Source organism: Citrobacter europaeus (assembly GCA_020099315.1).
Taxonomy (GTDB): domain Bacteria; phylum Pseudomonadota; class Gammaproteobacteria; order Enterobacterales; family Enterobacteriaceae; genus Citrobacter; species Citrobacter europaeus.
This window is the reverse complement of sequence record CP083650.1, coordinates 2,983,751-3,000,075: the sequence shown is the minus strand read 5'-3', so window position 1 is coordinate 3,000,075 and position 16,325 is coordinate 2,983,751. Positions and strand designations below refer to the sequence as shown.

Annotated in this window: 17 protein-coding genes and 2 tRNA genes; 13 read left to right on the top strand and 6 right to left on the bottom strand. The window is 53.3% G+C overall.

Features of this window, described 5'->3' with window-relative positions; genetic code table 11:
* The first annotated feature begins 3 nt into the window (after positions 1 to 3).
* From LA337_14285 to ldtA, 11 genes are all read left to right on the top strand, one after another.
* Complete coding sequence (locus LA337_14285) at positions 4 to 798, top strand: sirohydrochlorin cobaltochelatase (GenBank protein ID UBI14354.1); 795 nt, start codon at positions 4 to 6, stop codon at positions 796 to 798.
* Positions 795 to 1,508, top strand: coding sequence for a cobalt-factor II C(20)-methyltransferase (locus LA337_14280; protein ID UBI14353.1), 714 nt, complete (start codon positions 795 to 797; stop codon positions 1,506 to 1,508). Before LA337_14285 ends, LA337_14280 begins: the two co-directional genes overlap by 4 nt.
* Positions 1,505 to 2,242 (top strand): cobalt ECF transporter S component CbiM, encoded by a 738-nt coding sequence (gene cbiM, locus LA337_14275; protein ID UBI14352.1) that lies wholly within the window; start codon positions 1,505 to 1,507, stop codon positions 2,240 to 2,242. Before LA337_14280 ends, cbiM begins: the two co-directional genes overlap by 4 nt.
* Before the next feature lie 2 nt (positions 2,243 to 2,244).
* Positions 2,245 to 2,526 carry an energy-coupling factor ABC transporter substrate-binding protein gene (locus LA337_14270; protein ID UBI14351.1) on the top strand — a complete coding sequence of 94 codons (282 nt, stop codon included), beginning with the start codon at positions 2,245 to 2,247 and terminating at the stop codon, positions 2,524 to 2,526.
* The gene (locus tag LA337_14265; protein UBI18475.1) at positions 2,513 to 3,190 is read left to right on the top strand and encodes an energy-coupling factor ABC transporter transmembrane protein; all 678 of its coding nucleotides are present in this window, start codon (positions 2,513 to 2,515) and stop codon (positions 3,188 to 3,190) included. Before LA337_14270 ends, LA337_14265 begins: the two co-directional genes overlap by 14 nt.
* A gap of 8 nt (positions 3,191 to 3,198) precedes the next feature.
* Positions 3,199 to 4,014: an energy-coupling factor ABC transporter ATP-binding protein gene (locus LA337_14260; protein ID UBI14350.1), complete on the top strand. Its 816-nt coding sequence runs from the start codon at positions 3,199 to 3,201 to the stop codon at positions 4,012 to 4,014.
* Positions 4,011 to 5,531 carry a cobyric acid synthase gene (locus LA337_14255; GenBank protein UBI14349.1) on the top strand — a complete coding sequence of 507 codons (1,521 nt, stop codon included), beginning with the start codon at positions 4,011 to 4,013 and terminating at the stop codon, positions 5,529 to 5,531. The genes LA337_14260 and LA337_14255 overlap by 4 nt, the downstream gene beginning before the upstream one ends.
* Positions 5,528 to 6,073, top strand: a complete 546-nt coding sequence (cobU, locus tag LA337_14250) for a bifunctional adenosylcobinamide kinase/adenosylcobinamide-phosphate guanylyltransferase (GenBank protein UBI14348.1) — start codon at positions 5,528 to 5,530, stop codon at positions 6,071 to 6,073. The genes LA337_14255 and cobU overlap by 4 nt, the downstream gene beginning before the upstream one ends.
* Positions 6,070 to 6,813, top strand: a complete 744-nt coding sequence (cobS, locus tag LA337_14245; GenBank protein ID UBI14347.1) for an adenosylcobinamide-GDP ribazoletransferase — start codon at positions 6,070 to 6,072, stop codon at positions 6,811 to 6,813. The genes cobU and cobS overlap by 4 nt, the downstream gene beginning before the upstream one ends.
* Positions 6,814 to 6,837: 24 nt before the next feature.
* On the top strand, positions 6,838 to 7,902 hold the full coding sequence (gene cobT, locus LA337_14240; protein ID UBI14346.1) for a nicotinate-nucleotide--dimethylbenzimidazole phosphoribosyltransferase: 1,065 nt from the start codon (positions 6,838 to 6,840) through the stop codon (positions 7,900 to 7,902).
* 125 nt (positions 7,903 to 8,027) lie between these two features.
* The gene (ldtA, locus tag LA337_14235; protein ID UBI14345.1) at positions 8,028 to 8,957 is read left to right on the top strand and encodes a L,D-transpeptidase; all 930 of its coding nucleotides are present in this window, start codon (positions 8,028 to 8,030) and stop codon (positions 8,955 to 8,957) included.
* A 22-nt stretch (positions 8,958 to 8,979) separates the two neighbouring features.
* Here the strand turns inward: ldtA and LA337_14230 are convergent, their stop codons facing one another.
* From LA337_14230 to mtfA, 5 genes are all read right to left on the bottom strand, one after another.
* Positions 8,980 to 9,663, bottom strand: coding sequence for an ABC transporter ATP-binding protein (locus LA337_14230; GenBank protein UBI14344.1), 684 nt, complete (start codon positions 9,661 to 9,663; stop codon positions 8,980 to 8,982).
* Positions 9,664 to 9,673: 10 nt separating this feature from the next.
* Complete coding sequence (locus LA337_14225) at positions 9,674 to 11,362, bottom strand: iron ABC transporter permease (GenBank protein UBI14343.1); 1,689 nt, start codon at positions 11,360 to 11,362, stop codon at positions 9,674 to 9,676.
* Positions 11,346 to 12,383: an extracellular solute-binding protein gene (locus LA337_14220; GenBank protein ID UBI14342.1), complete on the bottom strand. Its 1,038-nt coding sequence runs from the start codon at positions 12,381 to 12,383 to the stop codon at positions 11,346 to 11,348. Before LA337_14220 ends, LA337_14225 begins: the two co-directional genes overlap by 17 nt.
* 261 nt (positions 12,384 to 12,644) lie before the next feature.
* A tRNA-Asn gene (locus LA337_14215) sits at positions 12,645 to 12,720 on the bottom strand.
* A 99-nt stretch (positions 12,721 to 12,819) separates the two neighbouring features.
* On the bottom strand, positions 12,820 to 13,617 hold the full coding sequence (mtfA, locus tag LA337_14210) for a DgsA anti-repressor MtfA (GenBank protein UBI14341.1): 798 nt from the start codon (positions 13,615 to 13,617) through the stop codon (positions 12,820 to 12,822).
* 93 nt (positions 13,618 to 13,710) lie between these two features.
* Here mtfA and LA337_14205 point away from each other — a divergent pair.
* Positions 13,711 to 13,800 (top strand) — tRNA-Ser (locus LA337_14205).
* Between the two features lie 169 nt (positions 13,801 to 13,969).
* Here the strand turns inward: LA337_14205 and ompC are convergent.
* Positions 13,970 to 15,172 (bottom strand): porin OmpC, encoded by a 1,203-nt coding sequence (gene ompC / locus LA337_14200; protein UBI14340.1) that lies wholly within the window; start codon positions 15,170 to 15,172, stop codon positions 13,970 to 13,972.
* Positions 15,173 to 15,613: 441 nt separating this feature from the next.
* Here ompC and LA337_14195 point away from each other — a divergent pair, with 441 nt between their 5' ends.
* On the top strand, positions 15,614 to 16,306 hold the full coding sequence (locus tag LA337_14195) for a phosphohydrolase (GenBank protein ID UBI14339.1): 693 nt from the start codon (positions 15,614 to 15,616) through the stop codon (positions 16,304 to 16,306).
* Positions 16,307 to 16,325: the final 19 nt, after the last annotated feature.

Below are 16,325 nucleotides of genomic sequence, written 5' to 3'. Positions count from 1 at the left end.
GAGATGAAAAAGGCGCTTCTGGTGGTCAGCTTTGGCACCAGCTACCACGACACCTGTGAGAAAAATATTGTGGCCTGTGAGCGCGATCTCGCAGCCAGTTGCCCTGACCGCGACCTGTTCCGGGCGTTTACCTCCGGGATGATAATCCGCAAGCTCAAGCAGCGTGACGGCATTGAAATCGACACGCCGCTGCAGGCGCTGCAAAAACTGGCGGAGCAGGGATATCAGGATGTGGCTATTCAGTCGTTGCATATTATCAACGGCGACGAATACGAAAAAATTGTCCGCGAAGTGCAAAGTATGCGCCCGCTTTTTTCTCGCCTGACGCTGGGTGTACCGCTGCTGAGCAGCCATGAAGATTACGCCCAGCTGATGCTGGCGCTGCAACAGCAAATGCCGGCGCTTGGCGAAAATGAAAAAGTGGTCTTTATGGGACACGGCGCCAGCCATCATGCCTTTGCCGCCTATGCCTGCCTCGATCACATGATGACGGCGCAGCGTTACCCGGCGCGGGTTGGGGCGGTGGAAAGCTATCCGGAAGTCGATGTGCTGATTGAAAGTTTGTCCCAGGAAGGAGTGACGGCGGTACATCTGATGCCGCTGATGCTAGTTGCTGGCGATCATGCCATCAATGATATGGCCTCCGACGAAGATGATTCGTGGAAAACATTGTTTAACGCGGCCGGGATACCGGCAACGCCGTGGCTCAGTGGCCTGGGTGAGAATCCAGCGGTTCGCGCTATGTTTGTGGTGCATTTACAGCAGGCGCTTAATGTTGCGCTGGAGGAAGCGGCATGAGCGGAAAACTGTACGCATTAAGCACCGGGCCAGGTGCTTCCGATCTTATTACCGTGCGGGCCGCACGCACGCTGGGCACGCTGGACATTCTCTATGCGCCTGCCGGGCGGAAAGGTGGCGACAGCCTGGCGTTGTCGATCGTGCGGGAGTATATCGGCGAGCAGACCGAAGTTCGCTGCTGCCATTTTCCTATGAGTGCCGACAGCGCTGAAAAAGAGGCCGTATGGGATGACGTTGCTGCCGCGTTAGTACAGGAAGTTGAAGCCGGTAAGCAGGTGGGCTTTATCACTCTCGGCGACGCCATGCTGTTCAGCACCTGGGTCTTTTTACTCCAGCGTATAGGCTGTCCTGATTGGTTAGAAATTGTCCCGGGCGTGACCTCTTTCGCTGCGATTGCCGCGCGTTCCAAAACGCCGCTCGCCATGGAGCAACAGTCTCTGGCAGTGGTCTCCTGTACCGCGCCGGAAGCGGAAATCCAGCAGGCATTAAAGCAACATGACAGTCTGGTGCTGATGAAAGTATACGGTCGTTTTGCGCGCATCAAAGCACTGCTGCGACAAGAGGGATTGTTAGATTGCGCATTGATGATGTCTGAAGCCACGCTGCCGGGTGAGCAGTGCTGGCGTCATCTCGATGAGGTGAGCGACGATCAGCCGCTGCCTTATTTCTCGACCATTCTGGTCAATAAACAGTGGGAGTATGCACAATGAAGCTTGAACAACAGCTAAAACAGCTGTCTTTCAGCGGGTTGGCTGCGGCGCTATTACTGATGATTGTTCCTGAACAAGCGTTCGCCATGCACATAATGGAAGGTTTCTTGCCGCCGATGTGGGCGCTGGCCTGGTGGCTGCTGTTTTTGCCCTGTCTGTGGTACGGGCTGGTGCGTCTGCGCCAAATCGTACAGGAAGATAGTCACCAAAAAGTGTTACTGGCTTTGTGCGGCGCGTTTATTTTTGTGCTATCGGCGCTGAAAATTCCTTCCGTTACCGGAAGTTGTTCACACCCTACCGGCGTAGGTCTGGCGGTTATCCTGTTTGGACCGGGCGTGGTGGCAATCCTTGGGGCAATTGTTCTGCTGTTCCAGGCACTGCTGCTGGCGCACGGTGGTTTGACGACGCTCGGCGCTAACGGTATGTCGATGGCGGTGATCGGCCCGGTTGTGGGCTACATGGTGTGGAAAATGGCCTGCCGTGCGGGGCTGCGTCGTGATGTCTGCGTCTTCCTGTGCGCGATGCTGGCGGATCTCGTCACTTATTTCGTGACCTCGGTGCAACTGGGCGTTGCGTTCCCGGATCCGTCCGCTGGCGCTACCGGCTCAATCATCAAGTTCATGGGAATTTTCTGCCTGACGCAGATCCCTATTGCGATTGCGGAAGGTCTGCTCACCGTAATGATTTATGACCAGCTAACCAAACGGCAGTTGATTACCGCTCAAGGACATTAACGATGAAAAAGACGCTGATTTTGTTAGTGATGGTTGTCGCGCTGGTGATCCTGCCGTTCTTTATCAACCACGGTGGAGAGTACGGCGGTTCAGACGGTGAGGCGGAGAGTCAGATTCAGGCAATTGCTCCCCATTATGAACCGTGGTTCCAGCCGTTGTATGAACCCGCAAGCGGCGAGATTGAAAGCCTGCTGTTTACGCTTCAGGGATCGCTGGGCGCAGCCGTGATTTTCTACATTCTGGGTTATACCAAGGGCAGGCAACGTCGTGATGACCGGGCTTGACAGGCTTAGCTATCAAAGCCGCTGGTTTCATGTCTCACCGGTGCGGAAATTTCTGCTCTGGCTGATGATGATGATTCTGGCATTTACTCTGCCCCCGTTGGGGCAGGGTATTGAGCTATTATTGATTGCCGCGCTGAGCTGCTGGCTGCTGCGCATTTCCTTCTGGCGCTGGTGTCGCTGGATGGCTTTGCCATTTGGTTTTCTGACAGTTGGTGTGGTGACTATTCTGTTTAGTTTTAGCCGCGATCCACAGACGTTGCTGGCGAGTATTCCTGTAGGAAGCTATTGGTTAGGCGTGAGTGGGCCAGGGCTGGTCACCGCTAATGAAACCTTCTGGCGCAGCCTGGCTGCGCTGGCGGCAACGTTCTGGCTGGTACTGAATCTACCGTTTCCGCAATTAATTATCTTACTTAAACGCGGGCGCGTTCCTCGCCTGTTGACTGAGCAGATCCTGTTAACCTGGCGCTTTATTTTTATCCTGTTAGACGAGGCGCTGGCTATACATCGCGCACAAACGCTGCGTTTTGGTTATCGTAGCTTGCCGTTGGGCTATCGCTCGCTGGCGATGTTGGTGGGACTGCTGTTTACCCGCGTGTTGATCCGCTACCAGCAAATGACCACCACACTGGATATCAAACTGTATCAGGGTGATTTTCACCTGTAAGGATAAGTATGCTTGCCACCTCAGCGCTTTGGTTTCGCTATCAGGATGACCCCATCCTCAAAGGGCTAACGCTGGACTTTTCTACGCATGCCGTCACCGGGCTGGTCGGTGCCAATGGCTGCGGGAAATCTACGCTATTTATGAACCTGAGTGGCTTACTGCGCCCGCAGCAAGGCACAGTGATGTGGCAAGGCAAACCGCTGGATTACAGCAAACGCGGCTTGCTGGCGCTACGTCAGCAGGTGGCAACCGTCTTTCAGGACCCCGATCAGCAAATCTTTTATACCGATATCGACAGCGACATTGCCTTCAGCCTGCGCAACCTTGGCGTGGATGAGGCTGAAATCTCCCGTCGGGTGGACGATGCGCTCACGCTGGTCGACGCCCAGCATTTTCGCCATCAGCCTATTCAGTGTTTAAGCCACGGGCAAAAAAAACGTGTGGCGATTGCTGGGGCATTGGTGTTGCAGGCGCAGTATTTGCTATTGGATGAACCTACTGCAGGCCTTGACCCTTCAGGTCGCACGCAGATGATTGAGATAATCAAACGCATCGTAGCGCAAGGAAATCACGTGGTTATCTCCAGCCATGATATCGATCTTATCTATGAGGTCAGCGATGCAGTTTACGTTTTGCGCCGGGGCGAAGTGCTAACGCATGGCACGCCGGGTGACGTTTTCGCCCAGACGGAACTGATTGAACAAGCGGGACTAACTCAGCCCTGGCTGGTGAAGCTGCATACTGAGCTGGGCTTCCCGCTGTGTAAAACAGAGGCTGAATTTTTTAGTTGTATGCGAGAGAACGCACTGAAGGAGGCGTCATGACGCAGGCAATAATGTTGCAGGGAACGGCATCTGATGTGGGTAAAAGCGTGTTGGTCGCCGGGCTGTGTCGAATTTTTTATCAGGATGGGCTGCGTACCGCACCGTTCAAATCGCAGAATATGGCGCTGAACTCTGGTATTACGCCAGAGGGCAAAGAGATGGGCCGCGCGCAAATCTTTCAGGCTGAGGCTGCCGGCATTACGCCAGATGTGCGTATGAATCCGGTGCTGCTTAAGCCAACCAGCGATCGTAAAGCGCAGGTCGTGCTGATGGGCAAAGTGGCGACCGATATGGACGCGGTGAGTTACCACGAGTACAAACCGCGTCTGCGGGATCAAATCCTGTCAGTTTACAACAGCCTGGCGCAGGAATTCGATGTACTGGTGCTGGAAGGCGCGGGAAGTCCGGCTGAGATTAACCTGCGCGATCGCGATATCGTCAATATGGGCATGGCTGAAATGGCGCAATGTCCTGTCATTCTGGTGGCAGATATCGATCGCGGCGGGGTGTTTGCCTCCATTTATGGCACGCTGGCGCTGTTGCACGATCACGAACGCGCGCGGGTCAAAGGGGTGATCATCAATAAGTTTCGCGGTGATGTGACGCTGCTGCACTCCGGTATTGAGCAAATTGAAGCGCTGACCGACGTTCCGGTACTGGGCGTCATGCCCTGGCTGGATGTTGATCTGGAAGATGAAGATGGCGTTGCGCTGCAAAAGGGCAAATATTTGCGCACAGACAAACGCGACATCGACATCGCGGTGGTTCAAATACCGCACATTTCTAACTTTACGGATTTCAATGCGCTTGCCGCACAACCGGATGTGCGCGTGCGCTATGTTCGCCAGCCAGAAGAGCTGGCGGGGGCCGATCTGGTGATTCTGCCCGGCAGCAAAAATACGCTGGGCGATCTGGTGTGGCTGCGTGAAAGCGGCATGGCGCACGGCGTCGTGCAATTGCATCGTAATAACGTACCGGTGGTGGGGATTTGCGGCGGTTACCAAATGCTCGGCGATACCATCATTGATGACGTGGAGTCAGGACTCGGTACGCTGCCGGGGCTGGGCTTGCTCAATACCGTAACCCATTTTGCCCAGCATAAAACCACCACCCTGGTTGAAGGGCAAATGTCCTCCTCGCTGCCCGACTGGCTGGCAGGCACGGCGGGGTTATCCGTTCGCGGTTATGAAATCCACATGGGCGAAACGACGTTAACTGAAGAATGCCGGTCGGTGATGACGCTGCGAAAAGACGGCGGCAATGTGGCTGACGGCGCGGTCACTCCGGATGGTCTGGCGTTCGGCACCTACCTTCACGGTCTGTTCGACAGCGATGAATTTACCCGTGCGCTGGTGAATGGCCTGCGAGAGCGTAAAGGATTAGCCCCGCTGGATTCCACCTTCCATTACGCGCAATATAAATCGCAGCAGTTTGATCTGCTGGCGGATGCGATGCGGCAACACATCGATATTGAGAAAATTTATACCATCATGCAGCAACACCGGGAGCCAGTATGATTATTCTGGTTACGGGCGGCGCACGAAGCGGCAAGAGTCGGCATGCGGAGGCGCTGATCGCTGATTCTCCAAACGTTTTGTATATCGCAACTTCGCAGATTTTTGATGAGGAGATGGCTGCGCGAATTCAGCATCATCGCGATGGACGCCCTGCGCACTGGCGTACAGCCGAGCGCTGGCAACATCTGGATGAACTGATAACGGCAACGAACAATCCGCAAGAAGCCATTCTACTGGAGTGCATTACCACGATGGTGACTAATCTGCTGTTTGCGCTGGGCGGTGACAGTGACCCGGATAGCTGGGATTACGCGGCGATGGAGCAGTCCATCGACGACGAAATCCGTTCGCTGATTGCTGCCTGTCAGCGCTGCCCGGCAAAGGTGGTGCTGGTCACCAACGAAGTGGGAATGGGGATTGTTCCGGAAAACCGTCTGGCACGGCATTTTCGCGATATTGCAGGACGCGTGAACCAGCGACTGGCGGCGGCAGCTGATGAGGTCTGGCTGGTGGTATCAGGAATTGGAGTCAAAATTAAATGAGTAAGTTGTTCTGGGCAATGCTCTCTTTTATCAGTCGCTTGCCCGTTCCTGCACGCTGGTCGCAAGGACTGGATTTCGAGCACTATTCGCGCGGTATTGTGATGTTCCCCTTGATTGGCGTGGTGCTGGGAGGCCTGACGGGGCTGGTCTTTATGGCGCTACAGCCCTGGTGCGGAGTGCCATTGGCGGCTCTGTTTGCCGTCCTTACCCTGGCGTTATTGACCGGGGGATTTCATCTCGACGGGCTGGCGGATACCTGTGACGGCATTTTTTCTGCCCGTCGACGTGAGCGGATGCTGGAAATCATGCGTGACAGCCGCCTGGGAACCCACGGCGGACTGGCGTTAATTTTCGTGTTGCTGGCGAAAGTGCTGGTGGTGAGCGAACTGGCTTTGCGTGGCACACCGATGCTGGCGGCGCTTGCTGCAGCGTGTGTCGCCGGACGGGGTACCGCTGTTTTGCTGATGTATCGACATCGTTACGCCCGCGAAGAAGGGCTGGGTAATGTCTTTATTGGTAAAGTCACCGGGCGTCAAACCTGCGTCACGTTGGGATTCGCGGCGATCCTGGCTGCCGTGCTTCTTCCCGGCATGCGCGGCGTTGCAGCGCTGGTTGTTACGATAGTGGCGATTTTTATTCTTGGGCAGTTATTAAAACGCACGTTGGGTGGGCAGACCGGCGATACGCTGGGCGCAGCCATTGAACTTGGCGAGTTGATTTTCCTGCTGGCTCTGCTCTGAGTCAGCCAACATACTGGAACCCTTATGCAGACTTTAACCTCTTTACTCCGCGCAATCCCAACACCTGATAGTGCTGCGATGCGGCGTGCACAACAGCATATCGACGGCTTGCTTAAACCGCCGGGAAGCCTTGGGCGGCTCGAATCGCTCGCCGTACAACTGGCCGGTATGCCTGGCCTGAAAGGCACCCCGCATGTGAACGGCAAAGCGATGCTGGTGATGTGTGCCGATCACGGCGTGTGGGATGAAGGGGTTGCTGTTTCGCCTAAAATCGTCACGGCTATTCAGGCCGCGAATATGACGCGCGGGACAACCGGCGTTTGTGTGCTGGCCGCGCAGGCGGGGGCAAAGGTACATGTGATTGATGTCGGTATTGATGCCGAACCTATTCCTGGCGTGGTGAACATGCGCGTGGCGCGCGGCTGCGGCAATATTGCCCAAGGCCCGGCAATGAGCCGTTCGCAGGCCGAAGAACTGCTGCTGGAAGTTATTCGTTATACTCATGAGTTGGCCAAAGACGGTGTAACGCTGTTTGGCGTTGGTGAACTTGGTATGGCAAATACGACACCTGCAGCAGCAATCGTCAGCGTGCTGACCGGCAGCGATGCTGAGGATGTGGTAGGTATCGGCGCTAACCTGCCGCTTTCCCGGGTAGGCAATAAAGTTGAGGTTGTGCGGCGAGCTATTGCCGTCAACCAACCGGATCGTAATGACGGTATCGATGTGCTGGCTAAGGTTGGCGGGTTTGATCTTGTCGGTATGGCGGGGGTGATGCTGGGGGCGGCCTCCTGTGGCCTGCCTGTGGTGCTGGACGGTTTTCTCTCTTACTCTGCTGCGTTGGCGGCCAGCCAGATTGCGCCGCAGATTAAACCTTACCTGATCCCATCACACTTCTCCGCTGAGAAGGGCGCTCGCACTGCGCTGTCCCATCTTGAATTGGATCCGTACCTCAACATGGGGATGCGTTTGGGCGAAGGTAGCGGGGCCGCGCTGGCGATGCCGATTATTGAAGCGGCCTGTGCAATGTACTCCAACATGGGGCAGCTCGCCGCCAGTAACATTGTGCTTCCGGATGGTAAGGAAGCGTAGTTACGTGAGCCCTGAACCCCGCGGGATGGCGGGGTTTTTTATGCACATTTTAGACGTAACCCACTAAAACAGATAATAAAAGCTATAATTAACGGATGTCTGCTGCGACGAAGGAAAGGAAAAAGATGCGTCGTGTGAAACTGCTTTGTTCACTCATTATGCTGCTCGCATGTCAGGGCGCGCAGGCGGTGAGCTATCCGCTGCCGCCAGAAGGAAGTCGCCTGGTGGGAAGCCCTTTGACTATTACGGTCCCTTCAGGAAACACTCAGCCGTTGGAAGCCTTTGCCGCGCAGTACGGGCAGGGGTTGAGCAACATGCTTGAAGCCAATCCCGGCGTAGATGTTTTTCTGCCTCAGTCTGGCTCAACGCTGGTTGTGCCTCAGCAACTGATTTTACCGGATACCGTGCGCGAGGGGATCGTCATTAACGTCGCAGAAATGCGCCTTTACTATTATCCCGCTGGCAGTAATACGGTTGAAGTTTTACCCATTGGCATTGGTCAGGCGGGAAGAGAAACGCCGCGTAACTGGGTGACGGCGGTCGAGCGTAAGCAGGAAGCGCCGAGCTGGACGCCGACGCCGAATACCCGCCGTGAATACGCCGCACGCGGGGAATCCTTGCCTGCGTTTGTGCCCGCTGGACCAGATAACCCGATGGGGCTGTATGCGATTTATATCGGCAGGCTTTATGCCATACATGGCACAAATGCGAATTTTGGCATTGGTCTGCGGGTCAGCCAGGGTTGCATCCGTTTGCGAAATGATGACATTAAATATCTGTTTGATACCGTCCCGGTTGGGACGCGTGTGCAACTGATAGACCGACCGGTGAAATACAGCGTAGAGCCCGACGGCAGTCGTTGGGTGGAAGTGCATGAACCCCTGTCACGAAACCGTTCGGAATATGAGTCTGACAGACAGGTTCCCTTGCCAGTCACTCCCGCGTTGCGCACTTTCATCAGCGGGAATGACGTGGATGTGAGTCGCGGAAATCAGGCGCTGGAAAGACGCTCCGGCATGCCGGTGAACATCAGTCTGGTTCAGACGCACTATTAATTATCACGGCGACCCGGTACCTTTAGCCAGGGTGGGTCGCTGTTTTAATTTGATACTGCCCTATTTTTACCACGCCAATATGGTCAGCCATCAGCTGCGCTTCGTGTTCGCTGTGGGTAACCAGCAGTGCCGTTTGCCCGGCGGCGCGTAAAATATCCCGTACCTCGTTGCCAAGACGCTCACGCGTACGCTTATCCAGGCTGGAGAAAGGCTCATCGAGCAGCAGGATTTCCGGATGCGGGGCCAACGCGCGCGCAAGCGCGATACGCTGCTGCTGCCCGCCGGAAAGTTCATGCGGATAACGGCTGGCATGGCTGTGCAACTCCACCATTTTTAACAGCTCCGCCACCCGAACCAGCTGCTCCTCGCGTGGCATACGTCGTAATCCAAAGGCCACGTTTTGCTGCGCGGTCAGGTGGGGGAACAGCGCATATTCCTGAAAGACCATGCCGACATGACGTTTCTCCGGCGGCAGATGAACCCCGGGACCGGCAACGCGGCGCTGTGACACATAGATCTCTCCGCTTCGCAGCCGTTCAAATCCGGCAACTGCGCGTAGCACCGTAGTTTTTCCACAGCCTGAAGCGCCCAGCAGACAGGCGATTTCTCCTTTACGTACCGACATTGAAAATCCGCTCAGTACCGATTGCTGGCTGTTACCGTAGGCAACGTGCACATCCTGGAGTCGTAATGCATTTTCTGACATTGTTGCTCTCTTAACCACGGCGAGTCATCTGATGACGCACCAACAAAATAACCGGTAGCGTGCCAGCTAAAACAATCATTAGCGCGGCGATAGCGCCTTCTTCATAGGTTCCACGGGCGGCTTCCGCATACAGCAACGTTGCCAGCGTTTCGAAGTTTACCGGGCGCAAAAGCAACGTGGTTGGCAGTTCTTTCATGGCATCGGCAAAAACCAGCAGGGCGCTACTCACTAACGCCGGGCGCAGCAATGGGAAATGAACCCGTGCAAATGTGCCCGCACCATTCTCACCCAGCAGACGTGAAGCCTGTTCCAGCGACGGCGGGATGCGCCCCAGGCCGGAGTCCAGCGCGCCGATAGCAATTGCCTGGAAACGCATGGCACAACAAATTACCAGCAGGATCCCTGCAGACATCAGCGGCAGGCCGCGAACATCAAGTAAATCAGCCAGCCAGCGGTCGACAGCCATGGCGGGGGTTAAAAAACCAATCGCCAGAATGGTGCCGGGAACCGCATAGCCTAAAGACGCCAGACGCATTACACCGCGACGAAATCCCGGCATCGCGTTATCTGCGGCGCTGTGGCGCGCGCTCCAGGCAACCAGCATACTGACACACACCACCACCAGCGTGGTTCCCGCCGCCAGTGATAGCGTATTTTGTAATGCTGACAGTAACGAGGAGGATATTGGGTTCTCATCGCCTATGCGTTTGGCGCTTTCCCAAATTAAAAACAGGACCGGGGCCAGAAAACCCAGCACAACCGGCAGTGAAATAACGCCACCGAGCAGCCAGCCACGCCAGCCCTGCACGCGCGTGGGTTGAATTTCCCGCAGACTGCGGCTGCTGAAACCCTGTTTTCTGCGGCCATAAAATTCCAGCGTCAGAATAAAAAATATAAACATCAGCATCATGCAGGCGATTTGCGCCGCGGCAGATAAATCAGAACGCGAGATCCACGTGGTGTACACGGTAACCGTTAAGGTCTGTACCCCGAGGAATTCTGACGCGCCAATATCGTTGAGCGTTTCCAGCAGTGCCAGACTGATCCCAACGGCCAGTGCCGGGCGAGCCATGGGGAGAGCGACGCGAAAAAAGGTTCCGGTCGCGCTGCATCCCAGCGTACGCGCAGCTTCCAGTAAATGGGCCGGCTGGCTGATAAACATAGCGCGGGTTGTCAGGTAGACGTAAGGATAAAGCACTAATCCGAGCAGAATTATTGCGCCGGAAAGAGAACGTAAATCTGGCAGGCGGAATTGTCGCGGGCTGTCAAATCCCAGTAAGAAACGGATAAAGGTTTGCAGGGGACCTATCGGATGCAACAGATCGAGCCACGCAAAGGCGACGATGTAGGTCGGCATCGCCAGCGGCAACAGCAGCGCCCAACTGAGAATTTTTCGCCCAGGGAAATCCCATGCCGTCACCGCCCATGCGCTGCCTACGCCAATGACACCGACCATTACAGCGACACCTGCGAGCAACAGCACGGTGTTTTTTAGCGCAGATGGCAGTACATATGTCATGAGATTATCCCAGTGGGATAAATCGGCCTGGGTGGCCTGCCAGATCAGCGCAACGACAGGGGTCAGGACGCCAAGTGCGACGCACAGCGCGCCAAGATGCAACGGCGTTAATAATGACTGCGGCCCGGAAACCAGGCCGCGTAACGTCGGAAACTGCAGAGGTTTATTGATCGAATCCAACTTTATCTACCAGCAGGCTAGCTTGTTTACGATACTTCACGATTTCGGTTAGCGGCGTTTTATCGACATCGATTTCACCGATTGTGGCGCTGATAACCGGGTCAAGCGTTACGCCTTTCAGTACCGGATATTCGAAGTTCGCTTTCGCGTACTGCTGCTGGGCAGGCGCCGAAACCAGATATTCCATCAGCTTAACGGCATCGGCTTTATTCGGCGCATAGCGGGCAACGGCTGCACCGCTGATGTTGACGTGCGTACCGCCATTTTCAAAGGTGGGTTTAACGACTTTTATGGCATCGCCCCACTGACGCGCATCGCTGCCTTCTTTGGCGTTCTTCATATGACCGACGTAATAGGAGTTAGCCAGACCAATATCACAAATTCCGCCGAGGATATCGCGGGCAACATCGCGGTCGCCGCCGGTGGCTTTACGTGCCAGGTTAGCCTTCACGCCGCGCAGCCATTCTTCGGTTTTGGCTTCGCCATGATGGGCAATCATCGCGGCGATCAGCGCCGTGTTGTACGGGTGCTGGCCGGAGCGAATACAGACTTTTCCTTTGTATTCAGGGCTGGCGAGCTGTTCGTAATGCCAGTTATCGATTGGCAGCGACTTCTCGGCATACAGCACGCGAGCGCGCATAGAAAGCGCAAACCACTGATTATCCGCACCGCGCAGATTCGCAGGAATGGCGGCTTTCAGTACTTCTGACTCTACCGGCTGGGTTACACCGGCTTCAACTAAATCGATGAGATTACCGGCATCGACGGTCATCAGCAGGTCGGCAGGCGAGTTTTTGCCTTCAGCCTTAACACGCTCAAGCATACCGTCTTTGATATAGACCGTACTCACTTTGATGCCGCTGGTTTTAGTCCAGCTGTCAAGTAAAGGCTGGATCAGACCCGGTTCGCGGGTGGTATAAAGCGTTAACGTTTCCTGAGCGAAAGCAGGCAGGCTGACAGAGAAGACGAGGGCAGAGGCAAGCGTGATACGGCGCAATCCGGTGCGAGGCAGAGCATTCATCGTTTTTATCCCAGAGTAATTGGAACATACAGTGAACCGAGCAAGGCTCGTTCTTTTGGCTCGCGTACAATAAATGATAATCACTAGCACTTACAATAAGTGCAAAGTTTAAACGATTTACATTTACACAACTTTAATCAACGATGTGATGCAACGGCGGATGGGGCGTTATGGCAGGCTGGGCGCTCTCTTACAGGCATTTTTTTAACAGACATAAAAAGCAAAAAGCCTGCTTAGTTTCCTAAGCAGGCTTCTTAAATTTGGCTCCTCTGACTGGACTCGAACCAGTGACATACGGATTAACAGTCCGCCGTTCTACCGACTGAACTACAGAGGAATCGTGTGAACGAGGCGCATATTACTGACCTCGCCATGAGGTGTCAACAGTAAAATTAGCGCGTCATTTCAATTGGTTAATTAATCTTCAAATTCAGTGTTAATGCGCATTTGGTGAGCGATAATCGTCGTCTCCCCGGGTATCGCGTAACCGTTCCATGGGGTTCTGGCGATAAAACTGGATGAAACGCTGCCATAAGGCAGGAAAACGCGGAGCAAATAATTCAGGCGCGCTGAAAAAATACTCGGATAACACGGCAAAGCATTCTGCAGGATCGGTCGCTGCGTAGGCATCTATACTGCAGGCCGTTTCTCCAACCAGATCGATCTCATCCTGAATATTGTTCATTGCGGCATGCAGGTCATGTTCCCAACCGGCGATGTCGCGCAGGGGGATTGCCGGAACACCGCTGGCACGATCGCCATTACGCATATCAAGCTTGTGTGCCACTTCATGGATGATCAGATTAAAGCCGGAGGCGTCAAAGGAATCTTGAATATCAAGCCAGTTGAGGATTATTGGGCCTTGTTGCCAGCTCTGTCCGGACTGTACAACGCGTTGGTTATGCACCAGCCCAATATCGTCTTCCCATTCATCGTCTACGACAAACGGGGCAGGGTAGATGAGAACTTCATGAAACCCGTCGAGCCACTCAATCCCCAGTTCCAGAACAGGTAAGCAAAACAGCAGAGCAATGCGCGCACTTTTTAGCGGGTCCAGCTCAAATCCCTGAAGAGCGACCATTCTTTTTTGCTGTAAAAAGCGTTCTGCCAGGGCGACAAGTCTGGCTTGTTCTTGCTCGGTGAGATTAACCAAAAGGGGAATAGCCAGGGCGTCGTCCCACGGCCAGTCGTCACTCCGGGTTGTTTCTTGTTCTTTCCAGGGCCACTTAATCATCGTTTTGCTCGCAAACTCGTCACTTGAACGAAATTGACGGAACTGGGTCTGTTAAAATGCCAAATTACCTGGCATCATGGCAACCGCCAAAACGGAGAGATGCCAGAGCGGCTGAATGGACCGGTCTCGAAAACCGGAGTAGGGGTAACTCTACCGGGGGTTCAAATCCCCCTCTCTCCGCCACTATTCAAGCACTTGCACGCCTTGCTTTCAACGACAGTTCTCACGGATGTTTTTTTCTTTGAGTATCCTCACAAGTTTATCGTTGTCATGCCCGTGCGGTAAAAAAATACGTTTCATATAAATAAAAAGCCCGCTTCATATGAAGCGGGCTTGCGCGTATGTGCATCAATTAGAACTGATAGACTAAACCAACGGCAACGATGTCGTCTGTCGCGATACCGTTATCAGAGTAGAAGCTGTCGTCTTCATCCAGCAGGTTGATTTTATAATCAACATAGGTGGACATGTTTTTGTTGAAGTAGTAAGTCATACCCACATCAACATATTTGACCAGATCTTTGTCGGTGTAGCGGTAATTGCCATTGCTGTCGCGATCCCAGCCGCCTAAATCAACACCTTTAGACATCAGGAAAGAAACCGCAGGACGCAGGCCAAAGTCAAACTGGTATTGAGCAGTGACTTCAAAGTTTTGCGTTTTGTTGGCGATACCGCCTTTCGCAACATCTTCCCCTGCAGCATTCTTATAAGAGCCGCTGCCGTATGCTGTCATGTTACGGGTTTCTGCGTACATAGCAGCCAGATACACGTTGTTAGCGTCATATTTCGCGCCAATAGTCCAGGCATCCGCTGTTTCGCCACCAGCATATTTATCGGTATAGCTACGATCGCCGCGGCCAGCTGCAACTTGCTCGTTAGTACGATCGGAACTGGAGTACGCCGCACCCAGGCTTAAACCGAAGTCGAAGTCATAGGAGGTAGACATACCGAAGCCGTCGCCGTTTTCTTTCGCCAGTTTACGGTTAGTGCTGTTACCGGAACCTTCCTGACCTAAGCTGCTACCTTCGTTATTACCCTGATACTGCAGGGCGAAGTTCAGACCATCAACCTGACCAAAGAAGCCTTTATTGCGATAGGTGGCAACGCCGTTAGCACGACCGGTCATGTACACGTCGGTCTGGGTGTAAGTATCGCCACCAAATTCTGGCAGCATGTCGGTCCAGGCTTCTACGTCATAGACGACGCCATAGTTACGACCGTAATCGAAGGTGCCGTTCTCACCAAATCCTAAGCCAGCGAAAGCCAGACGAGTCCAGGAATCGCCTTTGTCACCTTCGGTGCCGTTGGCCTGAATGTTATATTCCCACTGACCATAACCAGTCAGCATATCATTGATCTGCGTTTCGCCTTTGAAACCCAGACGTGCATAGGACATGTCGCCATCGCTGCCTGCATCGTCAGAGAAATAACGCAGACCATCGACTTTACCGTACAGATCCAGTTTATTGCCGTTCTTATTATAAATTTCAGCCGCATTAGCTGCGCCTGCAGCTAATAAAGCAGGGAGAAGCAGTGCCAGTACTTTTCTTTTCATTATGTATTTCCTTTATATAATAATTAAAATGAATATGTAACACTATTTGAAAGACTACATTTGGATACTATCTATGAAGTTCATTTAATTTAAAATATAACATGTAACAAATGTATTTAAGATATTTCAAAACATGTCACCAGCGCATTATCATCATTAATATTGTATGTTTATCATGATTTTATTTTTATGATAAATGCTTTGCTATCATTGAGTTATGTTTTATGTTTATTTTTATTGTTAAATATATATTATTGATATTTGTTATTTATTTTTCTGTCATATTTATAATTTATCTGCTCGTCAAGACTAATGGTGATTATACATTTGTAGAAAGTATGACTATCATAAAATAATATATGGTGGTGATATGCAGGGTTGGCGGTAGTCTGATATGAGAATTGTTGCTAAGGTGGTTTTCTTTTTGCGAAGAGTGAGAGTATGGAGCGACATGACTGGCAGTCGAAATTTGAAGCCTGGTTGCGTGAAAATCATTCAGGGCACGACGCTGCTCACGACATCTTTCATTTTCGGCGTGTGTGGAAGACGGCTCAAAAGCTGAGCACGGATGCGACCGTAGACTGGCTGGTGGTGCTGACGGCATGCTACTTCCATGATCTCGTCAGTTTGCCGAAGAATCATCCCGATCGTCATCGTTCATCGGTAATGGCAGCCCAGGAAACACGTCGCGTTTTGATGCACGATTTCCCTGACTTTCCACACCAACGATTACCTGCCGTGTGCCATGCCATTGAGGCGCACAGTTTCAGCGCCAAAATTGTACCAGAAACCCTTGAGGCCAAAATTGTGCAGGATGCTGACCGGCTTGAGGCGCTGGGGGCGATTGGTTTAGCGCGTGTATTTGCCGTGTCCGGGGCGTTAGGCGTGGCGCTGTTTGATGCGGAAGATCCGTTTGCCAGGCAGCGTAATCTTGATGATAAACAGTACGCGCTCGATCACTTCCAGACCAAACTGTTGACGCTGCCGCTAACGATGCAAACCGCGCAAGGCCGGCATTTGGCGCAACATAATGCTGACTTCTTATTGACGTACATGGCGAAACTGAGTGCGGAGTTAAAAGGAGAATATGAAATGCTGGATCTTGACGCGATTCAACCCCTTATAGCGCGTTAGTTGCCAGTACAGCCGCAAC

Coding starts and splice junctions, on each gene's coding strand:
- LA337_14285 (UBI14354.1), top strand. CDS start 4: ATGAAAAAGGCGCTTCTGGTGGTCAGCTTTGGCACCAGCTACCACGAC.
- LA337_14280 (UBI14353.1), top strand. CDS start 795: ATGAGCGGAAAACTGTACGCATTAAGCACCGGGCCAGGTGCTTCCGAT.
- cbiM (UBI14352.1), top strand. CDS start 1,505: ATGAAGCTTGAACAACAGCTAAAACAGCTGTCTTTCAGCGGGTTGGCT.
- LA337_14270 (UBI14351.1), top strand. CDS start 2,245: ATGAAAAAGACGCTGATTTTGTTAGTGATGGTTGTCGCGCTGGTGATC.
- LA337_14265 (UBI18475.1), top strand. CDS start 2,513: ATGACCGGGCTTGACAGGCTTAGCTATCAAAGCCGCTGGTTTCATGTC.
- LA337_14260 (UBI14350.1), top strand. CDS start 3,199: ATGCTTGCCACCTCAGCGCTTTGGTTTCGCTATCAGGATGACCCCATC.
- LA337_14255 (UBI14349.1), top strand. CDS start 4,011: ATGACGCAGGCAATAATGTTGCAGGGAACGGCATCTGATGTGGGTAAA.
- cobU (UBI14348.1), top strand. CDS start 5,528: ATGATTATTCTGGTTACGGGCGGCGCACGAAGCGGCAAGAGTCGGCAT.
- cobS (UBI14347.1), top strand. CDS start 6,070: ATGAGTAAGTTGTTCTGGGCAATGCTCTCTTTTATCAGTCGCTTGCCC.
- cobT (UBI14346.1), top strand. CDS start 6,838: ATGCAGACTTTAACCTCTTTACTCCGCGCAATCCCAACACCTGATAGT.
- ldtA (UBI14345.1), top strand. CDS start 8,028: ATGCGTCGTGTGAAACTGCTTTGTTCACTCATTATGCTGCTCGCATGT.
- LA337_14230 (UBI14344.1), bottom strand. CDS start 9,663: ATGTCAGAAAATGCATTACGACTCCAGGATGTGCACGTTGCCTACGGT.
- LA337_14220 (UBI14342.1), bottom strand. CDS start 12,383: ATGAATGCTCTGCCTCGCACCGGATTGCGCCGTATCACGCTTGCCTCT.
- mtfA (UBI14341.1), bottom strand. CDS start 13,617: ATGATTAAGTGGCCCTGGAAAGAACAAGAAACAACCCGGAGTGACGAC.
- ompC (UBI14340.1), bottom strand. CDS start 15,172: ATGAAAAGAAAAGTACTGGCACTGCTTCTCCCTGCTTTATTAGCTGCA.
- LA337_14195 (UBI14339.1), top strand. CDS start 15,614: ATGGAGCGACATGACTGGCAGTCGAAATTTGAAGCCTGGTTGCGTGAA.